Origin of the sequence: Motiliproteus sp. SC1-56, assembly GCF_017309075.1 — a bacterium.
GTDB lineage: Bacteria > Pseudomonadota > Gammaproteobacteria > Pseudomonadales > Balneatricaceae > Motiliproteus.
This window is the reverse complement of sequence record NZ_JAEMGS010000007.1, coordinates 58,691-83,739: the sequence shown is the minus strand read 5'-3', so window position 1 is coordinate 83,739 and position 25,049 is coordinate 58,691. Positions and strand designations below refer to the sequence as shown.

Sequence of the window (25,049 nt, the reverse complement as noted above, 5' to 3'; positions counted from 1 at the left end):
CCTCATCGTCGGCGGTCGTACCGCCCCCAGTCCCCCGCCTGCGCCCTAACCCTTAAAGCCTCGGCACAGCTGGTAAATTTCTCGCGACCGGCCACGGGAGGAATCCGGCTTTCGCGACTGAACTTTTGCAAAACTCTGGCGCATTTCCGCTAGCAGAGGCTCAAACCCCTCTCCCTGGAACACCTTTGCCAGGAACACGCCCTGGGGCCGCAGCACTTGCCGGGCCAGATCCAGGGCGAGCTCCACCAAGTACATGGCCCGCGGCTGATCGATAGCCGCCATCCCACTCATGTTGGGGGCCATGTCGGAAATTACAAGGTCAACCGGCCGGCCGTCGATGGCCGTCAGGATCGACTCGTAGACCGAATTCTCGGTAAAGTCTCCCTGAATAAAGCTCACCCCCGCCAGGGAATCCATCGGCAGAATATCCGATGCGATCACCCTTCCGGACTCACCCACTCGCTCGGCAGCCACCTGCGACCAGCCGCCCGGGGCAGCCCCCAGGTCAACAACCGTCATCCCCGAGTGAAAAAGCTTATCCTTAGCATCGAGCTCAATGAGCTTGAAGCTGGCACGGGATCGATAGCCCTGCTCTTTCGCCCGTTGGACATAGTGGTCATCGAAATGTTCCTTGAGCCACTGGCCACTGCTTTTTGATCGCGCCACGGGGAAAGTCCTGCCTTGCGTTGGTTCGGCTACTCTGGCTGCCGAAGCTGGGGTAAAATGCGGTCTTTATAAACACAGGGCGCACCTCCCTCAAACCGTGCGCGGCCCTGATTAAAAAGGTCGATTATTTTATTATGAGCTTAACAGCCACGCAAAAAAAGCAGTACCGCACCATCGGTCACAGCCTCAACCCCATCGTCACAGTCGCCGGCAACGGCCTCTCCGAAGGTGTCCAGCTTGAGGTAGACCGGGCCCTTGAAGACCACGAACTGATCAAGGTCAAGTTCAGCGTCGGCGATCGCACGGTCAAAAAGGCCCTGACCCGGGAGCTTTGCGAGCAAGTTCAGGCCGAGCTGGTTCAGGAGATCGGCAACATCGCCCTGATCTACCGCGCCGCCGAAGAGCCCGACCCCCGCCTCTCCAACCTGCTGCGATAAGCCGGCAGCACCAAGGTACGGCGCCAAACAGAGACCGAGATCAATAAAACACCGGCTTGCCTCCCGGCCCGCCCACCCATTTCACGGATCTTGATCTGTCGCAATGCACGGGACAGCCACCGCCCCTTAACCTCGACGCTCAGTACGGACTCCCCGCTCCCTGACAAGGGGCGTTCCCATCAAACAGAAAGAGCACAGGAGCGTCATCGGCAATGAACCACGGTAATCGCCTCAACCTTCGGGAAAGCTGCCGGCTGCTGTCCCGGCTTTCTTTAACCGAAAAGGATGACCAGCAAATCGAGGAGCTGGTGGAGCTGATCCTTGAAGCCCAGAAGGACGAAGAGGTGCACCCCGCCCTGCAGCACTCTCCGCCCGACTGAGGTCGACGCCGGCGAGCTGCGAAGCAAGGGCGATTGCCGCTATAATCGCCCCTCATTCATAGCAAAGCAGCCCTAGCCCATGAGCACCTCCACCCCTACTCTCTCCCTGGCGATGGACCTGATCAGCCGACCTTCGGTTACCCCGGAGGACGCCGGCTGCCAAGCCGTGATGATCGAGCGACTCGAGAAACTGGGGTTTGAGATCGAACAGCTACCCTTTGAAGACGTCAGCAACTTCTGGGCCAGGCGCGGCACACAGGGGCCGCTGTTCTGCTTCGCCGGCCACACCGATGTCGTCCCTTCCGGCCCGGAGGATCAGTGGAGCCACCCGCCCTTCAAACCGGGCATTCACGAAGGAAAGCTGTATGGCCGCGGCGCCGCTGACATGAAAGGCAGTCTCGCCGCCATGGTGACCGCACTGGAGCGCTTTATCGAGCGCCACCCCGACCACCGGGGGTCCATCGCACTGCTGATCACCTCGGACGAGGAAGGCGACTTCATCAATGGCACCACCCGGGTCGTGGATGTGCTGGAAGCGCGCGACGAGAAAATTGACTGGTGCATCGTCGGCGAGCCCTCAAGCACCGACAAAGTGGGAGACACCATCAAAAACGGACGCAGAGGCTCGCTCAGCGGCAACCTGAAGGTACACGGCATCCAAGGGCACGTCGCCTACCCCCATCTGGTGCGCAACCCCATTCACCTGGCGGCACCGGCGCTGGCCGCCCTCGCCACGCAGGTGTGGGACCAGGGCAATGACTACTTCCCCCCCACCAGTTTCCAGATTTCCAACATTCACGCCGGCACCGGCGCCAACAACGTGGTTCCCGGCGACCTGGAGGTGATGTTCAACTTCCGCTTCTCGACCGAAGTCACCGCCGAGCAGCTCAAGGAGCGGGTCAAGCAGATCCTGGAAGCCCACGAACTGGACTACGCGCTGGACTGGACCCTCAGCGGCAACCCCTTTGTCACCGCCGAAGGCGAGCTGGTGGAAGCCTGCAAGCAGAGCGTAAAAGCCATCACCGGCCTGGACACCGAGCTCTCCACCTCCGGCGGCACCTCGGACGGGCGCTTTATCGCCCCCACCGGCGCCCAGGTGGTGGAGCTGGGCCCGTGCAACGCCACCATCCACAAGGTCAACGAGAACGTGCGGGCCCGCGACCTGGATACGCTCTCAGAGCTGTACGAAAACATCCTCGCCCGGCTGCTGACCTGAGATGACACCCTCTCCACTGCTACGCTGCCCGCTTTGCCAACAAACGCTGGCGGCAGAAGCCCACAGCCTGCGCTGCCCGCAAGGTCACGGCTTTGATCGGGCACGGCAGGGGTATTTTCACCTGCTGCCGGTGCAAAACAAACGCAGCCGAACCCCGGGGGACGACCCGGACATGGTCCGGGCGCGCCACAGTTTTCTGGAACAGGGCCACTACGCCCCCCTGTCCGATCATATCAACCGACTGCTGCTGGAATCGCTCAACCCCGCACCGAAGCCTCTAAGGTTACTCGATTGCGGCTGCGGCGAGGGTTACTACACCGACCGCCTGCAGCACACCCTTAACGACAACGCGCCGGGCAGCGACCTGATCGGCCTGGACATCTCCAAGGCTGCCGTGCGCCAGGCAGCAAAGCGCAACCCAGCGATCACCTGGATCGTCGCCAGCAGCAAGTCTCCTCCCCTGGCAGAGCACGGGCTTGATGGCGCCCTCTGCCTCTTCGCCCCCCTGGAATCCGCCGCCCTGCACCGGGTACTGAAACCCGGCGGCCTCCTACTGGTCGCCACCACCGGCCCCGACCACCTGCTGACGCTGCGCGAAGCGATCTACCCGGAGGTGCGACGCAACGCCTTCAACCCCACACCACAGCTGGAGCGACATTTCTCCCCTGTTGAGCAGGAACAGGTTCAGTTCGACTTTACCCTTGAACACAGCGAAGCCATCCTTCAGCTGCTGGCCATGACACCACACCAGTGGAGGGCCAGCGCCCATGCACGCCAAAATCTTGCCAACTGCCAACAGCTCACGATTGGGGTAGACGTGCAGCTTAACCTCTACCAAGCCCGCTGATGGGCCAGCTTAAGCGCTGGCTCCTGGCGCAGGCCGGTCAGCATCGGCGCAACCTCAACCTAGTCCTGTACGGCGCAGCCACCTGCTTCGCCGGACTCGGACTGGTCTATTTCTCAGAGCACCACCTTTCCCCCTCGCTGGAGCAGGAACTGACCGCCCTTGCCGGGCTGCTTTTAACCGCCACCGGCGTTATAGTGGCAGCCTTGGGCTATGTCGCCCTTAGCATCCTGAGAATTTTCAAGTTTATTGATGATGACAACGCCTGAACGCCACCCGGATATCGAAATCTACATCAAGGCCCACCCCCTGGTACGCATCGAGCAGTGGCTGAGGGCGCGCTTCGACACCGTCGAGCCGGCCGGCAGCACAAAGCAGGGCGTACGTTTCTATCTAAGCTGGCAGGGCCAGCGCCTGCCGGCGCTGGTGGTGGAAAAAGCCGCGGGTAATTTCACCAGCCTCTGGTTTGACAGTGATCAGACCCCCTGGGACAGGGATATCGATTGCGCCCGGGAAGCCGCCGCTGAATTTGAATGCGAAGTCCGCTGCATCGCCTCGGGATGGAAGGAGGGAGACGAGCCCGACGAATGGTGGTCGATCACCCCCAGCGAGGAGAAGACCATACTCTGGCGCGGATGAAAATCAGGCGGCCACCCGGGCCCGGGACTCCTGGATTTCATCGAGCAGGGAGTAAGCTTTGACGCCCAAGGCCGCGCCGAGCAACGGCTGCTCCGCAGACGCCGAGCGACGCCCCGACAGGGGCACCGTTTCTACCCAGCTCACCGCCATGTGCAGATCGCCCAACTGCTGCCGAGCCAAGCCACCGCTCATCATGCCAACCAGGCGCTCATCGTAGAGCTGATCCCGGGTCGCCACCGCCGCCGGCCCATCGTCGGCCTCGGCCCGCTGCAGCCGCTGCGCCAGCGCCTGGGATTCGGCGATCATGCTCAGCATCAACGCGAACTCAGCACCGCCCGTGCGACGTACCGCCGGGTTCAGCGCCTCGTTAAGGCTGTCAATGCGTGAAGTAAGTATTTCGGCCGGCTTCATGATGCTCGCGAAGGCGTGTTATCGGTACTGCGGTATAGCCAATACATCGGCGACTCAAGAACAACCTTTAGCTATACCGACCCAAAAGAGTTGCCGGGACATTCAACACCGCCTTGGCTAAAATTCCCCCCCCTTCCATCAACTAGGACACTCACTCCCATGGGACGTTACCGCCCGCCGGCCCCTAAAAAATCCCCCTACATCACCGTGGAAGGCGAACGCGCCCTGCGCGCCGAGCTGCGCTACCTCTGGAAGGAGAAGCGCCCGGAGGTCACACAGGCGGTGAAAGAGGCCGCCGCGCTGGGCGACCGCTCGGAGAACGCCGAATACATCTACGGCAAGAAGCAGCTGCGGGAGATCGATCGCCGCGTGCGCTATCTGAGCAAACGCCTGGACGAACTGACGGTGGTGGACCGCCCCCCGACCGACCAGAGCCGCATTTTCTTTGGGGCCTGGGTCACCCTGGAGGACGAGGCCGGCGACAGCCACCGCTACCGCATCGTGGGCCCGGATGAAATCGATACCGACCAAGGCTATATCAGCATCGACGCCCCCCTGGCACGGGCACTGCTCAAAAAATGCCTGGACGACGATGTCGAGGTGAACACCCCGGGAGGACGGCGCGAGTACGTGGTGACTGACATCCAGTACACCCCGCACTAGCGTTTTGGCGACGCCGCAAAGGATGCGCTAGTTTGAATAGAACCATCCGCCAGGGAGGCGTTCCATGAATTTCGAACCCAACAGTCTGATCGGGCTAATCGTGCTGGTGCTGGATATCTGGGCGATTATCCACACCATCAACAGCGCCGCCTCCACCGCCGCCAAGGTTGGCTGGACGCTGGCAATCCTGCTGCTGCCGGTACTGGGGCTGATCATCTGGTTTTTTGCCGGCCCCCGCACGGCCAAGACCTGACCGCCAACATCTGAAAGCCAAGCCCCCAGGAGCTGGCGCAGAGCCACACCGCCTGGGCCGGAGGAGACACTTCGGCCTTCCCTCCCCTGCGGCCCAGCAAAACAGCCAGCGCACGGGCTAAACCTGCGAACAAGCGACCGGTGAGCAAAAAACGGGGATTTAAAGACACAAACCTCTCCGACAATGAACGACCGAGCCCCGACGAAAACGCCGCGCCATCGATGCATCAAAGGAAGTCGAAGAAAAGCAGGGATGGTGGGTCGTACAGGATTCGAACCTGTGACCAATTGGTTAAAAGCCAACTGCTCTACCAACTGAGCTAACGACCCGCTCAAGAAAAGTGTAGTTCGGTGGTGGGTCGTACAGGATTCGAACCTGTGACCAATTGGTTAAAAGCCAACTGCTCTACCAACTGAGCTAACGACCCTAACCGAACTTGGCCTTCACCCCAAAAGGGCAAAAGCGATATCGATGGCTCCCCGAGCTGGACTCGAACCAGCGACCAATAGATTAACAGTCTACTGCTCTACCAACTGAGCTATCGGGGATCAACCGATAAAATGGCGGAGGAGGAGAGATTCGAACTCTCGGAGGGCTATTAACCCTCGCCGGTTTTCAAGACCGGTGCATTCAACCACTCTGCCACCCCTCCGCAGAGGGCGTGCATATTAAACCATTGGGCGGCAGAGTCAACCGCCCACCGCCCAATTTTTTTGGCTGTTCCTCCAGGCCCGCAGAAAGCCCGACCTACAGCATGCGGACAGTGCTAAAAATCAACGCCCGGCGATGATTCTCAACGCCCGTCAAAGATACTTGATATCTATGATCATTATTATTGACATGCCTTGAATTATTTGCATTAACCAAATGGTTGAAGTTATGGTTAGCGCCTTAGGTGGCACCCCGCAAAAGCCGCATTCATGCGGGCTGGAGCCGCCCCTGGTAGATAAGAGTCGACGGTACGGTCGTGACCGGTGCGTCGAATAAAAACAGAACAAAATATCGGGAAAGTCGAGAATGAAATTCAGTAAAACCCTCCTCGGGCTGGCGACCTCCGCTGCCCTGATGGGCGCTACCGCCGCCCAGGCAGAGATCAAGATCGCCCTGGCGGGCCCCGTCACCGGTCCTGTGGCCCAGTACGGCGACATGCAGTTTACCGGCGCCAAGATGGCCATCGAGCAGATCAACAAGGCTGGCGGCGTCAACGGCGAAATGCTTGAGGCCGTCGTCTACGACGACGCCTGCGAGCCCAAGCAGGCCACCGCCGTGGCCAACAAGATCGTCAACGACGGTATTCAACTGGTCGTGGGCCACCTCTGCTCCAGCTCCACCGAGCCCGCCTCCGACATCTACGAGGACGAGGGCATCATGATGGTGACCGCGGCTTCCACCAGCCCCACCATCACCGAAAAAGGCTATCAGCTGATCTTCCGCACCATCGGTCTGGACAGCCTGCAGGGGCCCTTTGCTGCCAACTTCATCATCAACGACATCAAGCCCGAGCGCGTGGCCATCATCCACGACAAGCAGCAGTACGGCGAAGGCTTGGCCACCTCGGTCAAGGACGAGCTGGACAAGGCTGGCGTCAACGTCGTGATGTTCGAAGGGGTCACCTCCGGTGACAAGGACTTCTCCGCCCTGATCGGCAAGCTGAAGAAAGAGAACATCGATTTCGTCTACTACGGCGGCTACCACCCGGAGCTGGGCCTGCTGCTGCGCCAGTCCTCCGAGAAGGGGTTTGACGCCCAGTTCATGGGCCCCGAAGGCGTGGGCAACCCGGACATCACCGCCATCGCCGGCGCGGCCTCCGAAGGCCTGCTGGTCACCCTGCCCAACAGCTTCGACCAGGACCCCAAGAACGCCGAGCTGGTAGCCGCCTTCAAGGCCAAGGAGCAGGACCCCAGTGGCGCGTTCGTCTTCCCCGCCTACTCTGCCGTACAGATCATGGCCGACGCCATGAGCGCCGTGGGCGAGCTGGACACCTATGCCATGGCTGACTACATCCGCGGCAACAGCTTCAGCACCCCCACGGGCGAGCTCTCTTTCGACGCCAAGGGCGACCTGAAAGAGTTCAGCTTCGTGGTCTACGAGTGGCATGACGACGGCAGCAAGACCCCCGTTAAATAACCCTCTCGAGTATTGATGAAACACCCTCTTTCACAAGAAGAGGGTGTTTTTTGTTACGGGTCACGAATCCTATGCAAGAGCAATTCCTCTACTTCGTTCAGCAGTTGCTGAACGGCCTCACCATCGGCAGCACCTACGCGCTGATCGCCATCGGTTACACCATGGTTTACGGCATCATCGGCATGATCAACTTCGCCCACGGCGAGGTGTACATGATCGGCACCTACATCGCCTTTATCGTCATCGCCGGCCTCACCTACATGGGCCTGGAAAGCATGCCGATGATTTTCATGGCCGCGTTGCTGGTCAGCATGGTGGTCGCCGCCACCTACGGCTTCAGCATCGAGCGGGTCGCCTACCGCCCCCTGCGCGGTCGCACCCGGCTGCTGGCATTGATCTCCGCCATCGGTATGTCGATCTTTCTGCAGAATTTCGTCCGTCTTTTCCAGGGTTCCCGGGATATCGCCATTCCCACCCTGATCAGCGGCGGCTGGACCTTCGGCGATGCCAGTACCTTTGAGGCCAGCCTCAGTTACATGCAGGTGATTATCTGGGTGGTCACCCTGATCACCATGGCCGCCCTGACCCTGTTCATTACCCGCTCCAAGTGGGGGCGCGCCTGCCGCGCCTGCGCCCAGGACCTTGGCATGACCAATCTGCTGGGCATCAACACCAACAACATCATCGCCCTCACCTTCGTGGTGGGCGCAGCGCTGGCCGCCGTCGCCGGCCTGCTGCTGGGACTCTACTACGGCGTGGTCAACCCCTATATCGGCTTTATCGCCGGACTCAAGGCCTTTACCGCCGCCGTTCTGGGAGGCATCGGCTCCATCCCCGGCGCCATGCTGGGCGGCATTCTGCTGGGAATCACCGAGGCCATGACCTCGGCCTACTTCAGCAGCGAGTACAAGGACGTGGTGGCCTTCAGCCTGCTGGTGCTGGTACTGCTGTTCCGCCCCTGGGGCCTGCTTGGTAAACCGGAGGTGGAGAAAATCTGATGAACAAGCCCATCTACTCCGCCCTCTTTTCCGCCGTGGTGATGCTGATCCTCGCCAGCTTCCTGCTGGGGGTCGACCTGGAAACCCAGGGCATCACCCTGATTCCGGAACTGGCCGGCGACCAGACCTGGCTCGCCATCGGTCTCGCCACCCTGGTGGTATTCCTGTTCCAGCTGTTCCGTGAGCAGATTGCCTCGCTGATCAAACTGCCGTCGCTGCCCAGCATCGACAGCATGCTGCCCGAGGAAGGTCCCAAGCGCACCAAGCTGACACGCATCGCCGTGGCGCTGGTGATCGTCGGCATGTTTATCTGGCCTTTCTTTGCCTCCCGCGGCGCCATCGACCTGGCCACCCTGACCCTGATCTACATCATGCTGGGGCTGGGCCTCAACATCGTGGTGGGGCTCGCCGGCCTGCTGGACCTGGGCTACGTGGCTTTCTACGCGGTGGGTGCCTACACTTACGCCCTGCTGTCGCTCTACTACGACGTCTCCTTCTGGGTGGCGCTGCCGATCAGCGGCCTGCTGGCGGCCCTGTTCGGGTTCCTGCTGGGATTCCCGGTACTGCGCCTGCGCGGGGACTACCTGGCCATCGTCACCCTGGGCTTCGGCGAGATCATTCGGATCCTGCTCAACAACTGGACTGAACTTACCGGCGGCCCCAACGGCATCAGCCGTATTCCCAAGCCGGACCTGTTCGGGCTGGAGTTCAGCCGTCGCGCCAAGGAAGAGGGCAACGTGCCCTTCCACGAGTTCTTCGGCATACCCTACGACGCCTCCCACAAGGTGATCTTCCTCTACCTGCTGGCGGTCATCCTGGTGCTGATCACCGTCTACGTGATCCACCGCCTGACCCGCATGCCGATCGGCCGCGCCTGGGAGGCACTGCGCGAGGACGATATCGCCTGCCGCTCGCTGGGACTCAACCCCACGGTGGTCAAACTGACCGCCTTTACCATGGGCGCCAGCTTCGCCGGCTTTGCCGGCTGCTTCTTCGCCGCCCGCCAGGGCTTTATCAGCCCCGAGTCCTTCGTCTTCATCGAGTCGGCGATCATCCTCGCCATCGTGGTGCTCGGCGGCATGGGCTCCCAGGTGGGGGTCATCCTCGCGGCGATACTGCTTACCGTGCTGCCGGAGCTGGCCCGTGAATTCCAGGAATACCGCATGCTGCTGTTCGGGCTGATGATGGTGTTTATGATGGCCTGGCGCCCGCAAGGCCTGGTACCCATGAAGCGTCCGCACCTGGAGTTAAAGACCCATGAATAAAGCACTGCTTGAAGTATCCGGTCTCTCCATGCGCTTTGGCGGCCTGCTGGCGGTCAACGGCGTCAGCCTGACCGTGCGTGAGAAAGAGATCGTTTCCGTGATCGGCCCCAACGGGGCCGGCAAGACCACCGTATTCAACTGCATCAGCGGTTTCTACACCCCCACCGAGGGCACCATCCTGTTCGACGGCGAGCAGGTACAGGGGCTCAAGGGCCACAAGATCGCCCGCAAGGGCATGGTCCGCACTTTCCAGCACGTGCGCCTGTTCAAGGACATGACGGTGATCGAGAACCTGCTGGTAGCGCAGCACCTGCAGATGAACACCAACCTGCTGTCGGGTTTCTTCAAGACCCCCTCCTACCGGGCGGCGGAAGATCGCGCCATGCAGAACGCCGCCTTCTGGCTGAAGAAGGTGAACCTGCTGGAGATGGCCAACCGCGAAGCCGGCAACCTCTCCTACGGCCAGCAGCGACGACTGGAGATCGCCCGCTGCATGGTGACCCACCCGCGCCTGCTGATGCTCGACGAGCCGGCGGCGGGCCTCAACCCCAACGAGACCAAGGAGCTGGACGAGCTGATCTGCAACCTGCGGGACGAATTCGACGTCTCCATTCTGCTGATCGAGCACGACATGAGCCTGGTGATGGGCATCTCCGACCAGATCGCCGTCATCAACCAGGGCACGCCCCTGGCCAGCGGCACTCCGGCCGAGGTTCGGGACAACCCGGACGTGATTAAAGCGTACCTTGGAGAGGCCTGAACCGATGTTGAAACTGGAAAACGTATCCACCCACTACGGCAAGATCCAGGCTCTGGATGACGTCAGTCTCGAGGTAAAAAAAGGCGAGATCGTTACCCTGATCGGGGCCAACGGCGCCGGCAAGTCGACCCTGATGATGACGATCTGCGGCGACCCGCGCGCCAGCGCCGGGCGTATTCACTTCAAGGACCGGGAGATCACCCAGGAAGCCACCGACAGCATCATGCGCTCGGGGCTGGCGGTGGTGCCTGAAGGCAGGCGCATCTTCTCCGCCATGACCGTGGAGGAGAATCTCAGCATGGGCGGCTTTTTCGTGGAGTCGGCCCAATACCGCAAGAACCTGGAGCTGGTGTTTGATCTCTTTCCCCGCCTCAAGGAGCGGGAACACCAGCGCGCCGGCACCATGTCCGGAGGTGAGCAGCAGATGCTCGCCATCGGCCGCGCCCTGATGAGCAATCCCGAGATGCTGTTTTTGGACGAACCTTCCCTGGGATTGGCCCCGATCATCATCCAGCAGATCTTCGAGATCATCTCCGACCTGCGCAAGCAGGGGGTCACCATCTTCCTGGTGGAGCAGAACGCCAACCAGGCGCTGAGGATCGCCGACCGGGGCTACGTGCTGGAGAACGGCCGCATAGTCCTGCAGGACACGGGCGAAGCCCTGCTCACCAACGACGAGGTGCGCAACGCCTACCTGGGCGGCTAAACGCGACCCGGAACAGAGAAAGGGCGGAAGCGATTCCGCCCTTTTTTGTGCCTAAACACTGGTGAAAGCGAACACCTTGACGATAATTAAGTCACATTCGCGATCCGCCACCCCGTCCACTCGCCGACCGAGGAGCGCCATGAGACGACTGACCCTGATCCGCCACGCCAAGGCCAGCTCCCCCCTGGGAGGAACCGACTTCGAGCGCCCCCTTAGCCCGCAAGGGCTGCAGGAAGCCCCAGTGGTTGCCAAAGCGTTCGCCGCCCAGGACGACCCGCCGGACCGCATCCTCAGCAGCGGCGCCCAACGCGCCCTGCATACCGCCCAGATTTTTGCCGCCGCCCTGCACTACCCCCCCGAGGAGATCGACACGGTTCCCGACATCTACAGCGGCTACGACACCACCCTGGTCAACCTGTTGCAGTGGCAACCGGACGACATTAAGCACCTGCTGCTGGTGGGCCATAACCCGGCCATCAGCCAGCTGGCCCAGTACCTGTGCGCGGGGACCTTCAACTTTCTTCCCTGCACGGTGCTGCAGCTGCAGCTATCGATCACCCAGTGGTGCGAGCTTTCCGAGGCCTGCGGCGCCGTGCTCTACCACGACTACCCCCGCTGAGACTCGCTCAGCCCCGGGCCGCCCCGCGCTTGCAGTGCGGCCACCGGAACCACGGATACCCAATCATGTTCAGACGCCTCAGGCGCCACCGGCGCAATTTGAAGCTGAGAAAAGCCCTGCTCAACGACGACAGCCAGGCACTGGCCCGCGCCCTGCGCGCCGGGGCAGACCCTAACCAGGCGTTCGCGACCGAGAGCCGCCCCCACGCCCCTGCCCTGCTGCACGCCCTGCAAGGGCAGCAGGTACAGTGCCTGAACCTGCTGCTGGAGGCCGGGGCCGAGATACCCGCGCACGCGCAGGGAACCCCGCTGGGGGTGGCGGCGGTACAGGCCTCGGAGCAGCCACTGGCCCTGCTCAGCGCCCTGCTCGCCGCCGGGATGGACGCCAACGCGGCCCAGGGCGCGAGTTTTTTTGCCGCACTGGAGCGGGACGATAACCTGGCCCTGCTGCTGATCAACCGGTTGATGCAGTATGGCGGTGATATCCGCTGCTGCGATGCCCAGGGGCAAACGCCCCTGGCCCTGGCGCTTCTAGATGAACGACAGATGCTGGTCGGAGCGCTGATCAGCTCCGGTGCGCCCCTGCCTGACAACCTCGCCGAGCTCCCCTGCTCAGAGGCACTGAAGACGTTTGCGCGGCGCAAGCAGCAGGATCTTGCGATCCAGCGCCAGTGGGCCCACTCCTGAGCCGGCGGGTGCCAAGCGGGGCCAGCTGGGTTAAGCTTTTGGGCACGCCCCCCTGGCCATCGACGGGAAACGCCTATGAGTTTCGCCCAGCCCGGTATTCTTGAGCCACGCCCTGACTGCTCCCGCTACCTGTTTTTCGCCCTGCGCCCCGAGGCGGCCACCCAGACCCTGCGGGCGCGCCTGGAACGCCTGGCCGATGGCGACCGGCTGGTCGTGGGGCTGGGCAGTTCCCTGGTGGAACACCTGGGCGGCACCATCGAGCCATTACGCCCCTTTCCCGCGCAAAGCCACCGGGGCATCGATATTCCCTCCACTCCCTTTGCCCTCTGGTGCTGGCTGCGCGGAGAGGATCGGGGCGAACTGCTGCACCGGGGACGGATGATCGAGCGGCAGCTGAACGAAGACCTCTCCCTTGAGCTTGCGATCGAGGGCTTTCGTTTCGGCCCGGGGCTGGATCTCACCGGCGACGGGGAGGACCTGGAAAACCCCGAAGGCGAGGAGGCGGTGCTGGCGGCAATCACCCATCTTCCAGAACGGCTGGCCGGCTCCAGCTTTGTCGCGGTCCAGCAGTGGCAGCACGACTTAGACAGTTTTGACGCGCTGAGTGACAGGGCCCCAGAGGCGCCCGATGAGCCCGCAGCCCCCCGGGCTCCAGCGCCTAAGCAGGAAGACTTCGCCCCCGAGCGTCTGATGCTGCGCCGCTCACAACCTTGGATCGAGGGGCGTCGAGCCGGCCTGGTGTTCATCGCCTTTGGCCAGAGCCTGGATGCTTTCGAGGCCCGGCTGCGCTGCCTGATCGGTCTTGAGGACCACTTGCCCGCCTCCCTGTTTCGCTACTCCCGCCCCCTGAGCGGCAGCTACTACTGGTGCCCGCCGCTGCATCAGGGGCGCCTCGACCTGTCGGCCCTTGACCCCTGATCCCGATAAGCAAAGGAGCACCCCATGTACATCGCCATGAACCGCTTTCAGATCAAGCACGGTGAAGAAGAGACCTTCGAGAAGATCTGGCGCGAGCGTGAGACCCACCTCGACCAGGTGCCGGGCTTCAAGGCCTTCAACCTCCTTCGGGGCCCCACCGGCGATGACCATACCCTTTATGCCAGCCACACCCAGTGGGAGAGTCAGGCCGCCTTTGACGCCTGGACCCGTTCCGAGGCGTTTCGAAAGGCTCACGCCAACGCCGCCAGCCCCAAGGGCATCTACCTGGGCCCGCCCCGGTTCGAGGGCTTTGAGTCGGTGCTGAGCCAGGAGAAAGGTTGAGTCCGCCGGAACTTCGCGCCCTACCCACAGGATCACGTCTATGCAAACCCTGATCAACGGCCCGGCAGGTGCCAGCCACCACTTTATCTTCGCCCACGGTGCCGGGGCCGGGATGGACCACCCCTTTATGGACGTAGTCGCTGAGAACCTGGGGGAAGCCGGGATCCAGGTGATCCGCTTTGAGTTTCCCTACATGGTCAAACGCCGCGACGACGGTAAAAAGCGCCCCCCCGACCGGCTTCCCCGCCTGCTCGAGGCCTTTCGCGAACAGGTGGTCGCCCAGGGGGACGGTCACCGACTGATTATCGGCGGCAAATCCATGGGCGGGCGCGTGGCCAGCCTGCTGGCCGCCGAGGAGGCCGAAACGCTCGGCATCGCCGGCGTGATCTGCCTGGGATTTCCGTTTCATCCGCCCGGCAAACCCGAGCGGTTTCGCGGCGAACACCTCGCGTCTATCCGCACGCCCACCCTGATTCTGCAGGGCAGCCGCGACACCTTCGGGCGCCGCGAAGAGGTTCAAAGCTACCCCTTTTCCCCGGCAGTGCGCTGCCACTTCCTTGAAGACGGTGATCACAGCTTCAAACCCCGTAAGACGTCAGGGTTTACCGAGGCCGGGCACCTGGAAAACGCCGCGGAGCGGATGGCCAGTTTTATCCTCACCTTCTAGGCCGCGGACGCAGCAAACCCACTCACCCCCACAAAGCCCCGCCACAAGGCAATCGCAGCAGGCTGTGGAGGGCGTCGTTAGCCGGAGAGGCTCAGCGGGCAAACGGACTTCTCATGGAGGCCCAGATGTCGGCCTTATTGCCAGGCCGAGGCATGGCACCTAGCGGGGCGCTTTATCCACTGAAGCTGTGGATAAAGCTGTTGTACGCTGTGGGAAAAGTCCCAGCCGCCAACGGTTTCCAGCCACTTGCAGCGTGCGGCCTTTTTTTGACCAGGGTCTCACCAGTGATCTGGCAACGGGCGAGCGGCTAAAGGGCTAAATGGGGAAATTGGGCCATCACGATGACAGGCGGCCTTAACCATCGATCAAGGCTGCCCGCCGCCGGGCCCGGTTCAGGAGTGGGCTTCGAGGAACTTGGGGTCCAGTTTGAGTTCGGCGTTACTGTTCACCCCAACGCCCCGCTCCTTGATAGCACGGGCAATTTTCTGCGCCTCCTCCAGCGAGTGCATGCGATAGGTGCCGCACTGGTACTCGTTGAGCTCGGGAATATCACGCTGGCTCTGGACCTGCAGCACATCCTCCATGGCCGCCATCCAGGCGTCGGCCACGCGCTGCTCATCCGGAGTGCCGATCAGGCTCATGTAGAAGCCGGTGCGGCAGCCCATGGGGGACACGTCGATGATCTCCACCCCGTTGCCGTTGAGGTGCTGGCGGATAAAGCCTGCAAAGAGGTGCTCCAGGGTATGGATCCCCTTCTCGCTAAGAAGCTCCTCGTTGGGCACGCAAAAGCGCAGGTCGAACACCGTGATGGTATCACCGCCAGGGGTGGTCATGGTCTTGGCCACCCGCACGGCGGGAGCGTTCATGCGGGTGTGGTCTACGGTAAAGCTGTCAAGCAAAGGCATTGTAAACTCCTTGGTGAACGCGCCTTCAAAGGCTTGCGAGAAACGGAGCTGGCGTCACGCCTCTTCCAGGCCCAGGCGCGGAATATCGATCTTGGGGCAGCGGTCCATCACGACGTTGAGACCGTACTCGCGAGCCCGCCGTGCAGCGGGGCCGTGAACCACCCCCAGTTGCAGCCAGAGCGTTTTGGCGCCGAGACGGATCGCCGATTCGCAGATTTCCGGCACCGCCTCGGAGCGGCGAAAAACGTCCACCATGTCCACCGACACGCTGGCGGGAATGTCTTCCAGGCTGGCGAATACCCGCTCCCCCAGCACCTCGTCGCCGGCGCAACCGGGGTTGACCGGAATCACCCGGTAGCCGCGGGCCTGCAGGTAGGCCATCACCCGGTGGCTGTCACGCTGGGGGTCGGGGCTTGCCCCCACCATGGCAATGGTGCGGGTGGAGGTCAGCACCTCCCTGAGGTCGTCGTCGTCATACTGCAGGTGCATGGCGTTGTTCTCCACAGACCGGGCAGGCCGGGTCAGGACGTAACTTGAGGCTACGCCACTCCAGGGTGTACGCATCCAGCAGCAGCACACGCCCGACTAGGGGGCGCCCGAAGCCGGCCACTACCTTGAGAGTTTCCAGGGCCTGGGTGGTTCCAATCATCCCCACCAGAGGGGCGATCACGCCGCTCTCCGAACAGGTCAGCTGGCTGTCGTCGCCCTCCTGGTAAAGGCAACGATAGCAGGGGCTGGCGGGGTCGCGTGTGTCAAACACCGAAACCTGCCCCTCCATTCGGATCGCGGCGCCCGAAATCAAGGGTTTGGCGGCCGCCACGCAGGCGGCATTCAGAGCGAAGCGGACGCTGAAATTGTCGGTGCAGTCCACCACCGCATCGGCCTGCGCCACCTGCTCGGCCAGGTCGGCCCCTTCGAGTTTGCGGTCCAGCACGGTGACCGCTATCGAAGGATTGAGGGCCAACAGGCTGTCCCGGGCCGAGGCCACCTTGGGACGGCCGATGTCAGCGCTACTGTGGACGATCTGGCGCTGCAGGTTGGAGAGGTCGACCCGGTCAAAATCGGCCAGTACCAGGTGACCGATGCCGGCGGCGGCGAGGTAGATAGCCACCGGCGAGCCCAACCCGCCCAACCCCACCACCAGCACCCGGGCGGCCAGCAGCTTTTCCTGGCCGGCCACATCCAGGGCCGGCAGCATAATCTGACGGCTGTAGCGCAACAACTGATCGTCGGTCATCATAAATTCAGGTTCCTCGTCGCCCCAGGGTGACCCGATCGTTACCCCCGAGGTCCTGGTATGTGGCTACCTGCCGGTAGCCGAGCCCCCGCAGCAGTTCCGCCACCCGCGGCCCCTGGTCGTAACCGTGCTCAAACAGCAGCCAGCCCGCCTCTTCGAGGCAGTCCAATGCCTGGGTGGCGATGGTGCGAATTGCCCCCAGGCCCGCCTCGGGGGCCACCAGCGCCGAGCGCGGCTCGAAGCGCACGTCCCCTTGGGTCAGGTGTGGATCAGCGGCGTCAATATACGGGGGGTTGCTGAGAATCATCGCATAGCGCCCCTCAAGAGGCTCGCACCAGGAGCCGGCCACCACCTCCACGTTGTCATACCCCAGGCGCTCGCGGTTGCGCTCGGCCAAGGCCAGGGCGGCGCTGTCCCGCTCCACCGCGGTAATCGACCAGGCGGGACGCTCACTGGCCAGCGCCAGGGCAATGGCGCCGGTACCGGTGCCGAGGTCCGCCACCCGGGCCGGGGCCGCGGAGAGCCGCTCGAGCCCCAGCTCCACCAGGCGCTCGGTATCCGGCCTTGGAATCAGGGTGGAGGGGTTCACCTCCAGGGTCAGGGTCCAGAAATCGCGGCAACCGAGAATATGGGCGACAGGCTCGCCCTGCAGGCGCCGGGCCAGCAGGGCTTCAAAGGCTGCGGCCTGGGGCGCACTCAGCGCTCGCTCGGGCCAGGTATAGAGATAGGCCCGGCTGCAGTCGAGGCAGTGCTCGAGCAGCAACTGGGTATCAAGCAAGGGCGTGTCGCTGATCTCGGCCAGTTCGCCGGCGCGCGCCAGGGCCTCGTCGATGCGCAGGGCCATGATGCCGGATCAGTCGCCCATGGCGGCCAGCTGGTCCGCCTGGTACTCCTGCACCAGCGGGTCGACCACCGCGTCCAGCTCACCCTCCATCACCTCGGGCAGCTTGTAGAGGGTCAGGTTGATGCGATGATCGGTAACCCGCCCCTGGGGAAAGTTGTAGGTGCGGATCCGCTCCGATCGGTCGCCACTGCCCACCAGGCTCTTGCGGGCATCAGCCTGGTCGGCGGCCTGCTGCGCCTGGATGCCGGCGAGAATGCGCGATGCCAGCAGCGACATCGCCTTGGCCCGGTTCTTGTGCTGGGAGCGCTCTTCCTGGCACTCCACCACGATCCCGGTGGGCAGGTGGGTGATGCGGATCGCCGAGTCGGTCTTGTTGACGTGCTGGCCCCCGGCACCGGAAGCGCGGAAGGTGTCGATACGCAGATCGTTCTTGTTGATATCCACGGCATCCGTGGTCTCAACTTCCGGCATGATCGCCACGGTACAGGCCGAGGTATGGATGCGCCCCTGGGACTCGGTTTCCGGCACCCGCTGCACCCGGTGAGCACCGGACTCGAACTTGAGCCGGGAGTAGACATCCTTGCCCACCACCCGGGTGATGATCTCCTTGTAACCGCCGTGCTCGCCGGGGCTCTCGCTGATCACCTCGATGCGCCAGCCCTGCTTCTCGGCATACTTGGAATACATACGGAACAGGTCGCCGGCGAAGATGGCGGCCTCGTCGCCGCCGGTGCCGGCGCGAATCTCCAGAAAAGTGTTGTGGCTGTCGTTGGGGTCCTTGGGCAGCAGCAAGCGCTGCAGCTCCGCCTCCAGGCCTGCCTGACGCGCCCCGGCCTCTCTCAGCTCCTCCTCGGCCATCTCCCGCAGCTCCGGATCCGCCTGCATCTCCCTGGCGGCCTCCTGGTCTTCCTGCACCTGCAGGTACTCGCCGAAGCTCTGCACCACCGGCTCAAGCTCGGCGTACTCCTTAGAATAATCGCGAAAGCGCGCCTGGTCGGCGATCACCTCGGCATCGCCGAGCAGCGCGGCCAGCTCCTCGTAGCGGTCCTTGAGGGTATCCAGTTTGTTCAGAATCGAAGGTTTCATCGGGGCTCGTCGGGGGTATTGCCGGGAGGAAGCTCAAACAGCTCCCGGGTCAGCGTCAGCAGCTCCTGGCGACCTTCTGCCGAAGCCTTTTTCATCTGCACGCTGGGTGAATGGATAAACTTGTTGGTCAGCCCCCGAGCTAGGTGCGCCAGCACCTTCTCCGGATCCTGCCCCTTGCTCAACTGCTTGAGGGCCTTGGCCAGCTCCTGATCCCGCGTCTGCTCAGCCTTGGCCCGCAACGCCCGCAGCGTGTCCACGGCGCCCCGCGAGCGCATCTGCTCCATGAACTGGATCACGCCCTGGTCGATCAGCGCCTCGGCCTCACGGGCCGCGGTCTCGCGGGACTTGACGTTCTCCTCGATCACCTCGCGCAAATCGTCCACGCTGTAGAGGTAGACGTCGGAGAGCTCTTCCACTTCCGGCTCGATATCCCGGGGCACGGCAATGTCCACCATGAACATGGGCCGGTGCTTGCGCTTTTTCAGCGCCCGCTCCACCATCCCTTTGCCCAGGATGGGCAGGGGCGCGGCGGTGGAGGAGATCACGATATCGGCTTTCTCCAGTGCCTCGGGGATATCGGCGAGCAGCACCGCCTTGGCATCGAACTGTTCGGCCAGGGCCTGGGCCCGGGCCAGGGTCCGGTTGGCCACCACCAGCTCACGAATCCCGGCCTGCTTGAGGTGACGGGCCACCAGGTCAACGGTCTCGCCGGCCCCGATCAACAGCGCGCGGCTCTCGCTGAGGTCAGCAAAAATATGCTGGGCTAGGCTGACGGCGGCATAGGCGACGGATACCGGGTTCTCGCCGATCGCGGTCTGGGTGCGCACCTGCTTGGCGACGGAAAACGCGTACTGAAAGACCTGCCCCAGCTCGGCCCGCACGGAGTTGGCGGCCTGCGCCACCGCGTACGAGGACTTCAGCTGCCCCAGAATCTGCGGCTCGCCGAGCACCAGCGAGTCCAGGCCGCAGGCCACGCGCATGATATGTCGCACCGCCGCTTCGTCCCAGTGACAGTAACTGCAGGCCTCCAGGTCCTTGACCTCGAGGCCGTGGTATTCCCCCATCCACTCCAGCAACTGCCGGCTTCCCGCCTGCTCCGCGGAGCAGTAGAGTTCGGTACGGTTGCAGGTAGATAGAATGGCCACCTCGCCGACATTCGCGAAGCTGCTGGCCTGGATCAGCGCCGCCTCCATTTGCTCAGGCGCAAAGGAGACCTTTTCGCGCACGTCCACCGACGCAGTTTTATGATTGATGCCTAAAGCGAGCAGCGCCATCGGGGGTTTCACGTCTCCAGATCAAACAAGCGCGTAATGATAACTTTAATTGAGCGAATATTGAAAACGAGGGTCTATTTCTCAGCGCCAAACAATAATACCGCTTCCGACGCCCCGCAGCGGCCTGACATTCGGGTCGCTGCTGCTTTATAGTAAGGCTCTACTTTAACGGGGAATGCTCCATTTTGCCGCAAATAACCAAGACCCATCATTGCTTTACCCTCGCCACCGGCGCCCTGACCCTGGCTCTGGCCGGTTGCGCCTCTCACGAGGCCTCCCCCCCTCCCCAAGCCACGCAGACGCCCAAGCCGGCTGCGACAGCCAAGGCACCGCCCGCCACCACCGGTAGTTTCAAGCCCGCGACCCTCTACTCCCTGATGGTGGCAGAAATGGCCGCCTCCCGGGGGCTGACCGGCGTCAGCCTGGGCAACTACCTGGAGCAGGCCGAGCAGACCCGCGACCTGGGCGTTATCAAACGCGCCCTGCAGCTCGCTGGACAGGCCCGCAACCGCGAAGCGCTGCTCAAAGCCGCCCTGCTGTGGATCGACGTCGAACCGGACAACCCGACCCCCTACGGTTTCGCCGCCACCGAGCTGATTTTGCGCGGCGACCGCGAGAAGGCCCTGCCCATGCTGGAAAAGGTGCTGGAGGGAGACGACCTGCGGGCCATCGATGCCCTGGCGAACCAGGCGCAACAGATGAGCGACGAGGAGCGGGCGGCCTACGTAGTGCAGATCGACAGGATGCTGGCCGTTGAGCCCCTGGCCCCCCTGCTTTACGTCAAGGCGGTGATGATCCAGCACCAAGGGGACATTCCCGGCGCCCTGGCGCTGGCCCAGCAGGCACTGGAACAGGATCCCGCCCTTGACCGGGCCATCCTGCTGGAGGCCGACCTGCAGAGCAAATCCGGCCACCTGGACACGGCCCTTGGCCACCTGCGCGAGGAGCTGGAAAGACGCGATCACAAGCAGATGCGCACCCTTTATACGCGACTGCTGCTGGAAAAGGGCCAGTACCCGCTAGCCGAGCAGCAGGCCGATCAACTCCTGACACGCTACCCAAGAGACCACAACCTGCACTTCTACCTCGGCGCACTGATGCTCGAGCACAACCAGCTCGACACCAGCGAAGCCTACTTCAGCAGCCTTGCCGAGCAGGTCGGGATGAGCAGCACCCTGCATTACTACCTGGGCCGCATCGACCAGCAGCAAGGCGAGGCCGAGAACGCCCTGGAGCACTACCTGCAGGTCACCGAGTCCACCTATTTTCTTCCGAGCTATGCCGAGGTTGTCAAAATCCTGGACCAGCCCCAGGCCCAGCCACGCCTGGGCCAGATCATGTCCCAGGCGCGACAGCAGTTCCCCGATGCCGCTCCCACTCTCTACGCCCTGGAGTCGAGCTGGCTGATCGAGCGTGACTTCGACCACCAGGCGATGGCGCTGCTTGACCAGGCGCTGGAAACCCACCCGGACAACGTCCGCCTGCGCTACAGCCGGGCCCTGCTCGGAGAAAAGCAGGGCGATCTGGAACTATTGGAGTCCGACCTGCGCTACCTGCTGGAACTGGACCCGGACAATGCCACCGCCCTCAACGCCCTGGGATACAGCCTCACCGACCACACCGACCGCCATGAAGAAGCCCTGGCCCTGATCGAACGGGCCCTGGCCATTAAACCCGACGATCCCGCCATCCTCGACAGCATGGGCTGGGCTTACTACAACCTGGGCAACTACGACAAGGCGCTCGAATACCTGCAGCGGGCCTACAACAGCTTCCCAGACCCGGAGATCGCCACCCACCTCGGCAAAGTCTACTGGGCGCTGGGCAAAAAAATGCAGGCCATGCAGGTCTGGGAGGAGGCGCTGGAGCAGACTCCGGACAGCCCGCTGTTGCTGCGGGCCATCGAGGAGGCGGGCAAGACCTCCGCGCGGGAAAGCTAGTATGTTGACGCGGCTGATCGCAGCCCTTGCGGTCCTGGTGCTCGCCGGCTGTGCCACGGCCCCGCTACCGGACTCCCAGGCGCCTGGGTGGGCCGCCCGCCAGCTACAGCTGCAGGCGCTTGAAAGCTGGCAGGTGCTGGGCAAAATGGGCGTCCGCCAGCCCGACCGCTACACCTCCGCCAGCCTCAACTGGACCCAGCAGCCCCGGCGCTACCAGATTTTCCTCGCCGGCCCCCTGGGTCAGGGCTCGGTCAGAATCCAGGGGACGCCGGGGCTGGTGACCTTGGACATCGCCGGTGAAGGCCGTTTTCAAGCCGCCACCCCCGAACAGATGCTACAAGCGCAGCTCGGCTGGCACCTGCCAATCAGCCAGCTGCACTACTGGGTCCGGGGGCTACCGGCACCGGACTATCCGAGCCGCCACACGCTGGACCCGCAGAACCGCCTGGAGCGGCTTGAACAGCAGGGCTGGGTGATTCAGTACCGGGAGTACCAGGACGGGCCGCCCCCCCAGCTGCCGCGTCGCCTGATTCTCAGCCACGGCGATTCACTCAGGGTCGTGCTGCTGCTCAAAGAGTGGACACTCCCACCGCCGCCCCATAGCTGACGGGACGCTCCCGGCTGCCCCCCAAGACCACCCGACCGGAAGGAACTCAAGCCGCATCGCCCTCCCCGGAACGGCTAATTTTCACCCAACGTTTGACAACGCCTCACCCTTCCCCGAAAATATGCCGCTCGAAAACGGGCCTGGCCCGATTTTGAGTTGCTGGGGTGTCGCCAAGCGGTAAGGCAACGGGTTTTGATCCCGTCATGCGTAGGTTCGAATCCTGCCACCCCAGCCATTTTTAATACTACCGCCCGACTCCACCCATACTCACCGCCACCGTCCAAGAAGGTACCCAGCGTGTCCAAGCTAATGGTCTTCTCCGGAAACTCCAATCCGGCACTGGCCGAAAAGGTCGCAAACAAGCTCTGCATCTCTCTCGGAAAAGCCACCATCGGCCGCTTCAGCGATGGCGAAATCGCGGTGGAGTTGAACGAAAACGTTCGCGGCAAGGATGTTTTCATCATCCAGTCCACCAGTCAGCCCACCAATGACAACCTGATGGAGCTGATCCTGATGGCCGACGCCCTGCGTCGCGCCTCGGCCACCCGTATCACTGCCGTGGTGCCCTACTTTGGCTACGCCCGCCAGGACCGACGCCCCCGCTCGGCCCGGGTACCGATCAGCGCCAAGGTCTGTGCCAGCATGATGGCCTCCGTGGGCATTGACCGGGTACTGACCGTCGACCTGCACGCCGACCAGATCCAGGGCTTTTTCGATATCCCGGTGGACAACGTCTATGGCTCACCGGTGCTGCTGGACGAGATCAAGAACCAGAATTACGAGAGCCCCATCGTGGTCTCTCCCGACGTGGGCGGCGTCGTGCGCGCCCGTGCCGTGGCCAAACAGCTCAACATCGATCTGGCCATCATCGACAAGCGCCGGGAAAAGGCCAACGAATCCCAGGTGATGCACATCATCGGTGACGTCACCGGGCGCACCTGCATCCTGGTGGACGACATGTGCGACACCGCCGGCACCCTGTGCAAGGCCGCCAGCGCCCTCAAGGATCACGGCGCCTCCCGGGTCGTGGCCTACGCCACCCACCCGGTGCTCTCCGGCCGGGCCATTGAGAACGTCAACAACTCCAGCCTGGACGAGCTCGTGGTCACCGACACCCTGCCGCTGCGCGAGGACGCTGCGGCCTGCGAGCGCATCCGCCAGCTCACCATGTGCGAACTGCTGGCCGAATCAATCCGCCGGGTGTGCAACGAAGAATCCATCAGCGCGATGTTCCTCTGAGGAGCGCCGCGCGGATAACCACTCCCCTTCCGGGGAACCCGTAACCGCTGCAATATCCTGGTCGCAAGGGTGTTGCAGTCTTTTTTTAAAGGACGACAAAAATGTCTGATTTCACCGTTAACGCCCAAGCCCGTGACGACCTGGGGAAAGGTGCGAGCCGCCGCCTGCGTCGTGAAGCGAGCCTTGTTCCCGCCATCGTGTTCGGCGGCAAGCAGAAGAAGCCCCAGGCCATCTCCATTCCTCACAAGGACCTGTCAAAGGCACTGGAGTCCGAAGCCTTCTTCTCCAGCATCCTCAACCTGAGCATCGACGGCAAGGAAGAGCGGGTCATTCTTAAGGACCTGCAGCGCCACCCGGCCAAGCCCGTGATCCTGCACGCGGATTTCCAGCGCGTCACCAAGAGCAACCCGATCAAGATCACCGTGCCCCTGCACTTCGTCAACGAAGGCAAGTCCGAGGCGATCAAGCTCGGTGGCAAGGCTTCTCACATCCTCAACCAGGTTGAGATCAAGTGTCTGCCCGACAACCTGCCCGAGTACCTGGAAGTGGACATGCAGCACGTCAAGGTTGACGAAATCGTCCACCTGTCCGACGTCAAGTGCCCGAACGGCGTGACTATCCCCGCCCTGGCGCTGGGTGCCGACCACGACCAGCCGGTGGCCACCGTTGCTCGCAAGCGCAAGTAAGCACTAGCGAGGTCGAGGCTCCTGCACGGTGACAACAGCGGTTAAATTGATCGTCGGCCTGGGTAATCCCGGGCCCAAGTACGACCAGACCCGTCACAATGCAGGGGCCGATTTTGTTCAGCAGCTGGCGCAGCAACTCCGCTGCCCCCTGCAACCCGAGAAACGGTTTCACGGTCTTCACGGCAAGACCCACCTGGCCGGACGGGACCTGCACCTGCTCATCCCCACCACGTACATGAACCTCAGCGGCCAAGCGATTCAGGCCCTCGCCAGCTATTTCAAAGTGGCGCCCGAGGAGATCCTGGTGGCCCACGACGAGCTGGATCTGCCCCCGGGCAGCGCCCGCCTCAAGCAGGGCGGCGGACACGGCGGCCACAACGGCCTGCGCGACACCATCGAAAAGCTGGGCGGCGACCGCTCATTTCTGCGCCTGCGGATCGGCATCGGCCACCCGGGCAACGCCAAACTGGTACACAACTACGTCCTCGGCCGTGCCCCGGCCAACGAGCGCGAGCAGGTTCAGGCCGCGCTGGACGCAGCACTCAATACACTACCTCTACTACTCACCGAGGGCCTGGCCAAGGCGATGACCAAGCTGCACAGCTTCAAGGCCTGACCTCAGCACAGGATCACA

At 62.9% G+C, this 25,049-nt stretch carries 31 protein-coding genes and 5 tRNA genes; 24 read left to right on the top strand and 12 right to left on the bottom strand.

The window, feature by feature from the left end:
* Positions 1 to 45: 45 nt before the first annotated feature.
* Positions 46 to 666 (bottom strand): 23S rRNA (uridine(2552)-2'-O)-methyltransferase RlmE, encoded by a 621-nt coding sequence (gene rlmE, locus JGZ97_RS09345; protein ID WP_207062354.1) that lies wholly within the window; start codon positions 664 to 666, stop codon positions 46 to 48.
* 134 nt (positions 667 to 800) lie between these two features.
* On the opposite strand from rlmE, the gene JGZ97_RS09340 reads away from it, so the two are divergent.
* The 6 genes from JGZ97_RS09340 to JGZ97_RS09315 all read left to right on the top strand — a co-directional run bounded on the left by JGZ97_RS09340 (position 801) and on the right by JGZ97_RS09315 (position 4,182).
* Positions 801 to 1,103 (top strand): YhbY family RNA-binding protein, encoded by a 303-nt coding sequence (locus JGZ97_RS09340; protein WP_207062353.1) that lies wholly within the window; start codon positions 801 to 803, stop codon positions 1,101 to 1,103.
* A gap of 212 nt (positions 1,104 to 1,315) precedes the next feature.
* Positions 1,316 to 1,483, top strand: coding sequence for a hypothetical protein (locus JGZ97_RS09335; protein ID WP_207062352.1), 168 nt, complete (start codon positions 1,316 to 1,318; stop codon positions 1,481 to 1,483).
* 79 nt (positions 1,484 to 1,562) lie between these two features.
* Positions 1,563 to 2,699 carry a succinyl-diaminopimelate desuccinylase gene (dapE, locus tag JGZ97_RS09330; protein WP_207062351.1) on the top strand — a complete coding sequence of 379 codons (1,137 nt, stop codon included), beginning with the start codon at positions 1,563 to 1,565 and terminating at the stop codon, positions 2,697 to 2,699.
* Position 2,700: 1 nt separating this feature from the next.
* Entirely contained in the window at positions 2,701 to 3,546 is an 846-nt protein-coding gene (locus JGZ97_RS09325) for a putative RNA methyltransferase (RefSeq protein ID WP_207062350.1), read from the top strand.
* Positions 3,546 to 3,812: a hypothetical protein gene (locus JGZ97_RS09320; protein ID WP_207062349.1), complete on the top strand. Its 267-nt coding sequence runs from the start codon at positions 3,546 to 3,548 to the stop codon at positions 3,810 to 3,812. The genes JGZ97_RS09325 and JGZ97_RS09320 overlap by 1 nt, the downstream gene beginning before the upstream one ends.
* Positions 3,799 to 4,182, top strand: a complete 384-nt coding sequence (locus JGZ97_RS09315) for a hypothetical protein (RefSeq protein ID WP_242521653.1) — start codon at positions 3,799 to 3,801, stop codon at positions 4,180 to 4,182. The genes JGZ97_RS09320 and JGZ97_RS09315 overlap by 14 nt, the downstream gene beginning before the upstream one ends.
* A 3-nt stretch (positions 4,183 to 4,185) precedes the next feature.
* Here JGZ97_RS09315 and JGZ97_RS09310 read toward each other — a convergent pair whose 3' ends face one another.
* On the bottom strand, positions 4,186 to 4,593 hold the full coding sequence (locus JGZ97_RS09310; RefSeq protein ID WP_207062347.1) for a hypothetical protein: 408 nt from the start codon (positions 4,591 to 4,593) through the stop codon (positions 4,186 to 4,188).
* A gap of 159 nt (positions 4,594 to 4,752) precedes the next feature.
* On the opposite strand from JGZ97_RS09310, the gene greB reads away from it, so the two are divergent.
* Positions 4,753 to 5,256: a transcription elongation factor GreB gene (gene greB, locus JGZ97_RS09305; protein WP_207062346.1), complete on the top strand. Its 504-nt coding sequence runs from the start codon at positions 4,753 to 4,755 to the stop codon at positions 5,254 to 5,256.
* Between the two features lie 64 nt (positions 5,257 to 5,320).
* On the top strand, positions 5,321 to 5,509 hold the full coding sequence (locus JGZ97_RS09300) for a PLD nuclease N-terminal domain-containing protein (protein WP_207062345.1): 189 nt from the start codon (positions 5,321 to 5,323) through the stop codon (positions 5,507 to 5,509).
* A 253-nt stretch (positions 5,510 to 5,762) separates the two neighbouring features.
* Here the strand turns inward: JGZ97_RS09300 and JGZ97_RS09295 are convergent.
* The 4 genes from JGZ97_RS09295 to JGZ97_RS09280 all read right to left on the bottom strand — a co-directional run bounded on the left by JGZ97_RS09295 (position 5,763) and on the right by JGZ97_RS09280 (position 6,161).
* Positions 5,763 to 5,838 (bottom strand) — tRNA-Lys (locus JGZ97_RS09295).
* Positions 5,839 to 5,860: 22 nt separating this feature from the next.
* A tRNA-Lys gene (locus JGZ97_RS09290) sits at positions 5,861 to 5,936 on the bottom strand.
* 45 nt (positions 5,937 to 5,981) lie between these two features.
* Positions 5,982 to 6,057: transfer RNA gene (locus JGZ97_RS09285), tRNA-Asn, on the bottom strand.
* Positions 6,058 to 6,070: 13 nt separating this feature from the next.
* Positions 6,071 to 6,161, bottom strand: a tRNA-Ser gene (locus JGZ97_RS09280).
* A 365-nt stretch (positions 6,162 to 6,526) separates the two neighbouring features.
* Between JGZ97_RS09280 and JGZ97_RS09275 the strand changes: the two genes are divergently transcribed.
* From JGZ97_RS09275 to JGZ97_RS09230, 10 genes are all read left to right on the top strand, one after another.
* Positions 6,527 to 7,636, top strand: a complete 1,110-nt coding sequence (locus JGZ97_RS09275; protein WP_207062344.1) for a branched-chain amino acid ABC transporter substrate-binding protein — start codon at positions 6,527 to 6,529, stop codon at positions 7,634 to 7,636.
* Between the two features lie 71 nt (positions 7,637 to 7,707).
* On the top strand, positions 7,708 to 8,634 hold the full coding sequence (gene livH, locus JGZ97_RS09270) for a high-affinity branched-chain amino acid ABC transporter permease LivH (protein WP_207062343.1): 927 nt from the start codon (positions 7,708 to 7,710) through the stop codon (positions 8,632 to 8,634).
* Positions 8,634 to 9,899 (top strand): high-affinity branched-chain amino acid ABC transporter permease LivM, encoded by a 1,266-nt coding sequence (locus JGZ97_RS09265; protein ID WP_207062342.1) that lies wholly within the window; start codon positions 8,634 to 8,636, stop codon positions 9,897 to 9,899. The genes livH and JGZ97_RS09265 overlap by 1 nt, the downstream gene beginning before the upstream one ends.
* Positions 9,892 to 10,659 carry a high-affinity branched-chain amino acid ABC transporter ATP-binding protein LivG gene (gene livG, locus JGZ97_RS09260; RefSeq protein WP_207062341.1) on the top strand — a complete coding sequence of 256 codons (768 nt, stop codon included), beginning with the start codon at positions 9,892 to 9,894 and terminating at the stop codon, positions 10,657 to 10,659. Before JGZ97_RS09265 ends, livG begins: the two co-directional genes overlap by 8 nt.
* 4 nt (positions 10,660 to 10,663) lie before the next feature.
* The gene (locus tag JGZ97_RS09255) at positions 10,664 to 11,365 is read left to right on the top strand and encodes an ABC transporter ATP-binding protein (RefSeq protein WP_207062340.1); all 702 of its coding nucleotides are present in this window, start codon (positions 10,664 to 10,666) and stop codon (positions 11,363 to 11,365) included.
* Positions 11,366 to 11,504: 139 nt separating this feature from the next.
* The gene (locus JGZ97_RS09250) at positions 11,505 to 11,984 is read left to right on the top strand and encodes a histidine phosphatase family protein (RefSeq protein ID WP_207062339.1); all 480 of its coding nucleotides are present in this window, start codon (positions 11,505 to 11,507) and stop codon (positions 11,982 to 11,984) included.
* Between the two features lie 65 nt (positions 11,985 to 12,049).
* Positions 12,050 to 12,670: a hypothetical protein gene (locus tag JGZ97_RS09245; protein WP_207062338.1), complete on the top strand. Its 621-nt coding sequence runs from the start codon at positions 12,050 to 12,052 to the stop codon at positions 12,668 to 12,670.
* A gap of 75 nt (positions 12,671 to 12,745) precedes the next feature.
* Positions 12,746 to 13,588, top strand: coding sequence for a Dyp-type peroxidase domain-containing protein (locus JGZ97_RS09240; protein ID WP_207062337.1), 843 nt, complete (start codon positions 12,746 to 12,748; stop codon positions 13,586 to 13,588).
* 24 nt (positions 13,589 to 13,612) lie between these two features.
* A complete protein-coding gene (locus JGZ97_RS09235; protein WP_207062336.1) occupies positions 13,613 to 13,930 on the top strand; it encodes an antibiotic biosynthesis monooxygenase in 318 nt (105 codons plus the stop codon).
* A 40-nt stretch (positions 13,931 to 13,970) separates the two neighbouring features.
* The gene (locus tag JGZ97_RS09230; protein WP_207062335.1) at positions 13,971 to 14,597 is read left to right on the top strand and encodes an alpha/beta fold hydrolase; all 627 of its coding nucleotides are present in this window, start codon (positions 13,971 to 13,973) and stop codon (positions 14,595 to 14,597) included.
* A 392-nt stretch (positions 14,598 to 14,989) separates the two neighbouring features.
* Here the strand turns inward: JGZ97_RS09230 and luxS are convergent, their stop codons facing one another.
* Genes luxS through hemA form a run of 6 tightly spaced genes read right to left on the bottom strand, consistent with a single transcriptional unit; the run spans position 14,990 to position 19,943 of the window.
* Positions 14,990 to 15,502 carry an S-ribosylhomocysteine lyase gene (gene luxS, locus JGZ97_RS09225; RefSeq protein ID WP_207062334.1) on the bottom strand — a complete coding sequence of 171 codons (513 nt, stop codon included), beginning with the start codon at positions 15,500 to 15,502 and terminating at the stop codon, positions 14,990 to 14,992.
* 54 nt (positions 15,503 to 15,556) lie between these two features.
* Complete coding sequence (locus tag JGZ97_RS09220; RefSeq protein ID WP_207062333.1) at positions 15,557 to 15,991, bottom strand: CoA-binding protein; 435 nt, start codon at positions 15,989 to 15,991, stop codon at positions 15,557 to 15,559.
* Positions 15,975 to 16,742, bottom strand: a complete 768-nt coding sequence (gene moeB / locus JGZ97_RS09215; RefSeq protein ID WP_207062332.1) for a molybdopterin-synthase adenylyltransferase MoeB — start codon at positions 16,740 to 16,742, stop codon at positions 15,975 to 15,977. The genes JGZ97_RS09220 and moeB overlap by 17 nt, the downstream gene beginning before the upstream one ends.
* A 4-nt stretch (positions 16,743 to 16,746) precedes the next feature.
* The gene (gene prmC, locus JGZ97_RS09210) at positions 16,747 to 17,583 is read right to left on the bottom strand and encodes a peptide chain release factor N(5)-glutamine methyltransferase (RefSeq protein ID WP_207062331.1); all 837 of its coding nucleotides are present in this window, start codon (positions 17,581 to 17,583) and stop codon (positions 16,747 to 16,749) included.
* Between the two features lie 9 nt (positions 17,584 to 17,592).
* Positions 17,593 to 18,669: a peptide chain release factor 1 gene (gene prfA, locus JGZ97_RS09205; protein WP_207062330.1), complete on the bottom strand. Its 1,077-nt coding sequence runs from the start codon at positions 18,667 to 18,669 to the stop codon at positions 17,593 to 17,595.
* Positions 18,666 to 19,943: a glutamyl-tRNA reductase gene (hemA, locus tag JGZ97_RS09200; RefSeq protein WP_207062329.1), complete on the bottom strand. Its 1,278-nt coding sequence runs from the start codon at positions 19,941 to 19,943 to the stop codon at positions 18,666 to 18,668. Before hemA ends, prfA begins: the two co-directional genes overlap by 4 nt.
* 185 nt (positions 19,944 to 20,128) lie before the next feature.
* Here hemA and JGZ97_RS09195 point away from each other — a divergent pair, with 185 nt between their 5' ends.
* The 6 genes from JGZ97_RS09195 (at position 20,129) to pth (ending at position 25,031) form a co-directional block, all read left to right on the top strand.
* Positions 20,129 to 21,883 carry a tetratricopeptide repeat protein gene (locus JGZ97_RS09195; RefSeq protein WP_207062328.1) on the top strand — a complete coding sequence of 585 codons (1,755 nt, stop codon included), beginning with the start codon at positions 20,129 to 20,131 and terminating at the stop codon, positions 21,881 to 21,883.
* A 1-nt stretch (position 21,884) separates the two neighbouring features.
* Positions 21,885 to 22,490 carry a lipoprotein insertase outer membrane protein LolB gene (gene lolB / locus JGZ97_RS09190; RefSeq protein WP_207062327.1) on the top strand — a complete coding sequence of 202 codons (606 nt, stop codon included), beginning with the start codon at positions 21,885 to 21,887 and terminating at the stop codon, positions 22,488 to 22,490.
* A gap of 160 nt (positions 22,491 to 22,650) precedes the next feature.
* Positions 22,651 to 22,725, top strand: a tRNA-Gln gene (locus JGZ97_RS09185).
* 62 nt (positions 22,726 to 22,787) lie between these two features.
* On the top strand, positions 22,788 to 23,729 hold the full coding sequence (locus tag JGZ97_RS09180) for a ribose-phosphate pyrophosphokinase (RefSeq protein ID WP_207062326.1): 942 nt from the start codon (positions 22,788 to 22,790) through the stop codon (positions 23,727 to 23,729).
* A 101-nt stretch (positions 23,730 to 23,830) separates the two neighbouring features.
* Entirely contained in the window at positions 23,831 to 24,415 is a 585-nt protein-coding gene (locus tag JGZ97_RS09175; protein ID WP_207062325.1) for a 50S ribosomal protein L25/general stress protein Ctc, read from the top strand.
* Between the two features lie 28 nt (positions 24,416 to 24,443).
* Complete coding sequence (gene pth, locus JGZ97_RS09170; protein WP_207062324.1) at positions 24,444 to 25,031, top strand: aminoacyl-tRNA hydrolase; 588 nt, start codon at positions 24,444 to 24,446, stop codon at positions 25,029 to 25,031.
* Positions 25,032 to 25,049 lie beyond the last annotated feature (18 nt).

Bases quoted from the DNA above. Each gene is read 5' to 3' on its own strand.
- JGZ97_RS09310 (WP_207062347.1), bottom strand. From the start codon at position 4,593: ATGAAGCCGGCCGAAATACTTACTTCACGCATTGACAGCCTTAACGAG.
- JGZ97_RS09340 (WP_207062353.1), top strand. From the start codon at position 801: ATGAGCTTAACAGCCACGCAAAAAAAGCAGTACCGCACCATCGGTCAC.
- JGZ97_RS09325 (WP_207062350.1), top strand. From the start codon at position 2,701: ATGACACCCTCTCCACTGCTACGCTGCCCGCTTTGCCAACAAACGCTG.
- JGZ97_RS09275 (WP_207062344.1), top strand. From the start codon at position 6,527: ATGAAATTCAGTAAAACCCTCCTCGGGCTGGCGACCTCCGCTGCCCTG.
- JGZ97_RS09240 (WP_207062337.1), top strand. From the start codon at position 12,746: ATGAGTTTCGCCCAGCCCGGTATTCTTGAGCCACGCCCTGACTGCTCC.
- dapE (WP_207062351.1), top strand. From the start codon at position 1,563: ATGAGCACCTCCACCCCTACTCTCTCCCTGGCGATGGACCTGATCAGC.
- JGZ97_RS09245 (WP_207062338.1), top strand. From the start codon at position 12,050: ATGTTCAGACGCCTCAGGCGCCACCGGCGCAATTTGAAGCTGAGAAAA.
- prfA (WP_207062330.1), bottom strand. From the start codon at position 18,669: ATGAAACCTTCGATTCTGAACAAACTGGATACCCTCAAGGACCGCTAC.
- JGZ97_RS09255 (WP_207062340.1), top strand. From the start codon at position 10,664: ATGTTGAAACTGGAAAACGTATCCACCCACTACGGCAAGATCCAGGCT.
- greB (WP_207062346.1), top strand. From the start codon at position 4,753: ATGGGACGTTACCGCCCGCCGGCCCCTAAAAAATCCCCCTACATCACC.
- JGZ97_RS09175 (WP_207062325.1), top strand. From the start codon at position 23,831: ATGTCTGATTTCACCGTTAACGCCCAAGCCCGTGACGACCTGGGGAAA.
- livH (WP_207062343.1), top strand. From the start codon at position 7,708: ATGCAAGAGCAATTCCTCTACTTCGTTCAGCAGTTGCTGAACGGCCTC.
- JGZ97_RS09230 (WP_207062335.1), top strand. From the start codon at position 13,971: ATGCAAACCCTGATCAACGGCCCGGCAGGTGCCAGCCACCACTTTATC.
- JGZ97_RS09250 (WP_207062339.1), top strand. From the start codon at position 11,505: ATGAGACGACTGACCCTGATCCGCCACGCCAAGGCCAGCTCCCCCCTG.
- JGZ97_RS09235 (WP_207062336.1), top strand. From the start codon at position 13,613: ATGTACATCGCCATGAACCGCTTTCAGATCAAGCACGGTGAAGAAGAG.
- JGZ97_RS09220 (WP_207062333.1), bottom strand. From the start codon at position 15,991: ATGCACCTGCAGTATGACGACGACGACCTCAGGGAGGTGCTGACCTCC.
- lolB (WP_207062327.1), top strand. From the start codon at position 21,885: ATGTTGACGCGGCTGATCGCAGCCCTTGCGGTCCTGGTGCTCGCCGGC.
- prmC (WP_207062331.1), bottom strand. From the start codon at position 17,583: ATGGCCCTGCGCATCGACGAGGCCCTGGCGCGCGCCGGCGAACTGGCC.
- luxS (WP_207062334.1), bottom strand. From the start codon at position 15,502: ATGCCTTTGCTTGACAGCTTTACCGTAGACCACACCCGCATGAACGCT.
- moeB (WP_207062332.1), bottom strand. From the start codon at position 16,742: ATGATGACCGACGATCAGTTGTTGCGCTACAGCCGTCAGATTATGCTG.
- JGZ97_RS09265 (WP_207062342.1), top strand. From the start codon at position 8,634: ATGAACAAGCCCATCTACTCCGCCCTCTTTTCCGCCGTGGTGATGCTG.
- hemA (WP_207062329.1), bottom strand. From the start codon at position 19,943: ATGGCGCTGCTCGCTTTAGGCATCAATCATAAAACTGCGTCGGTGGAC.
- JGZ97_RS09320 (WP_207062349.1), top strand. From the start codon at position 3,546: ATGGGCCAGCTTAAGCGCTGGCTCCTGGCGCAGGCCGGTCAGCATCGG.
- JGZ97_RS09315 (WP_242521653.1), top strand. From the start codon at position 3,799: ATGACAACGCCTGAACGCCACCCGGATATCGAAATCTACATCAAGGCC.
- livG (WP_207062341.1), top strand. From the start codon at position 9,892: ATGAATAAAGCACTGCTTGAAGTATCCGGTCTCTCCATGCGCTTTGGC.
- JGZ97_RS09300 (WP_207062345.1), top strand. From the start codon at position 5,321: ATGAATTTCGAACCCAACAGTCTGATCGGGCTAATCGTGCTGGTGCTG.
- JGZ97_RS09335 (WP_207062352.1), top strand. From the start codon at position 1,316: ATGAACCACGGTAATCGCCTCAACCTTCGGGAAAGCTGCCGGCTGCTG.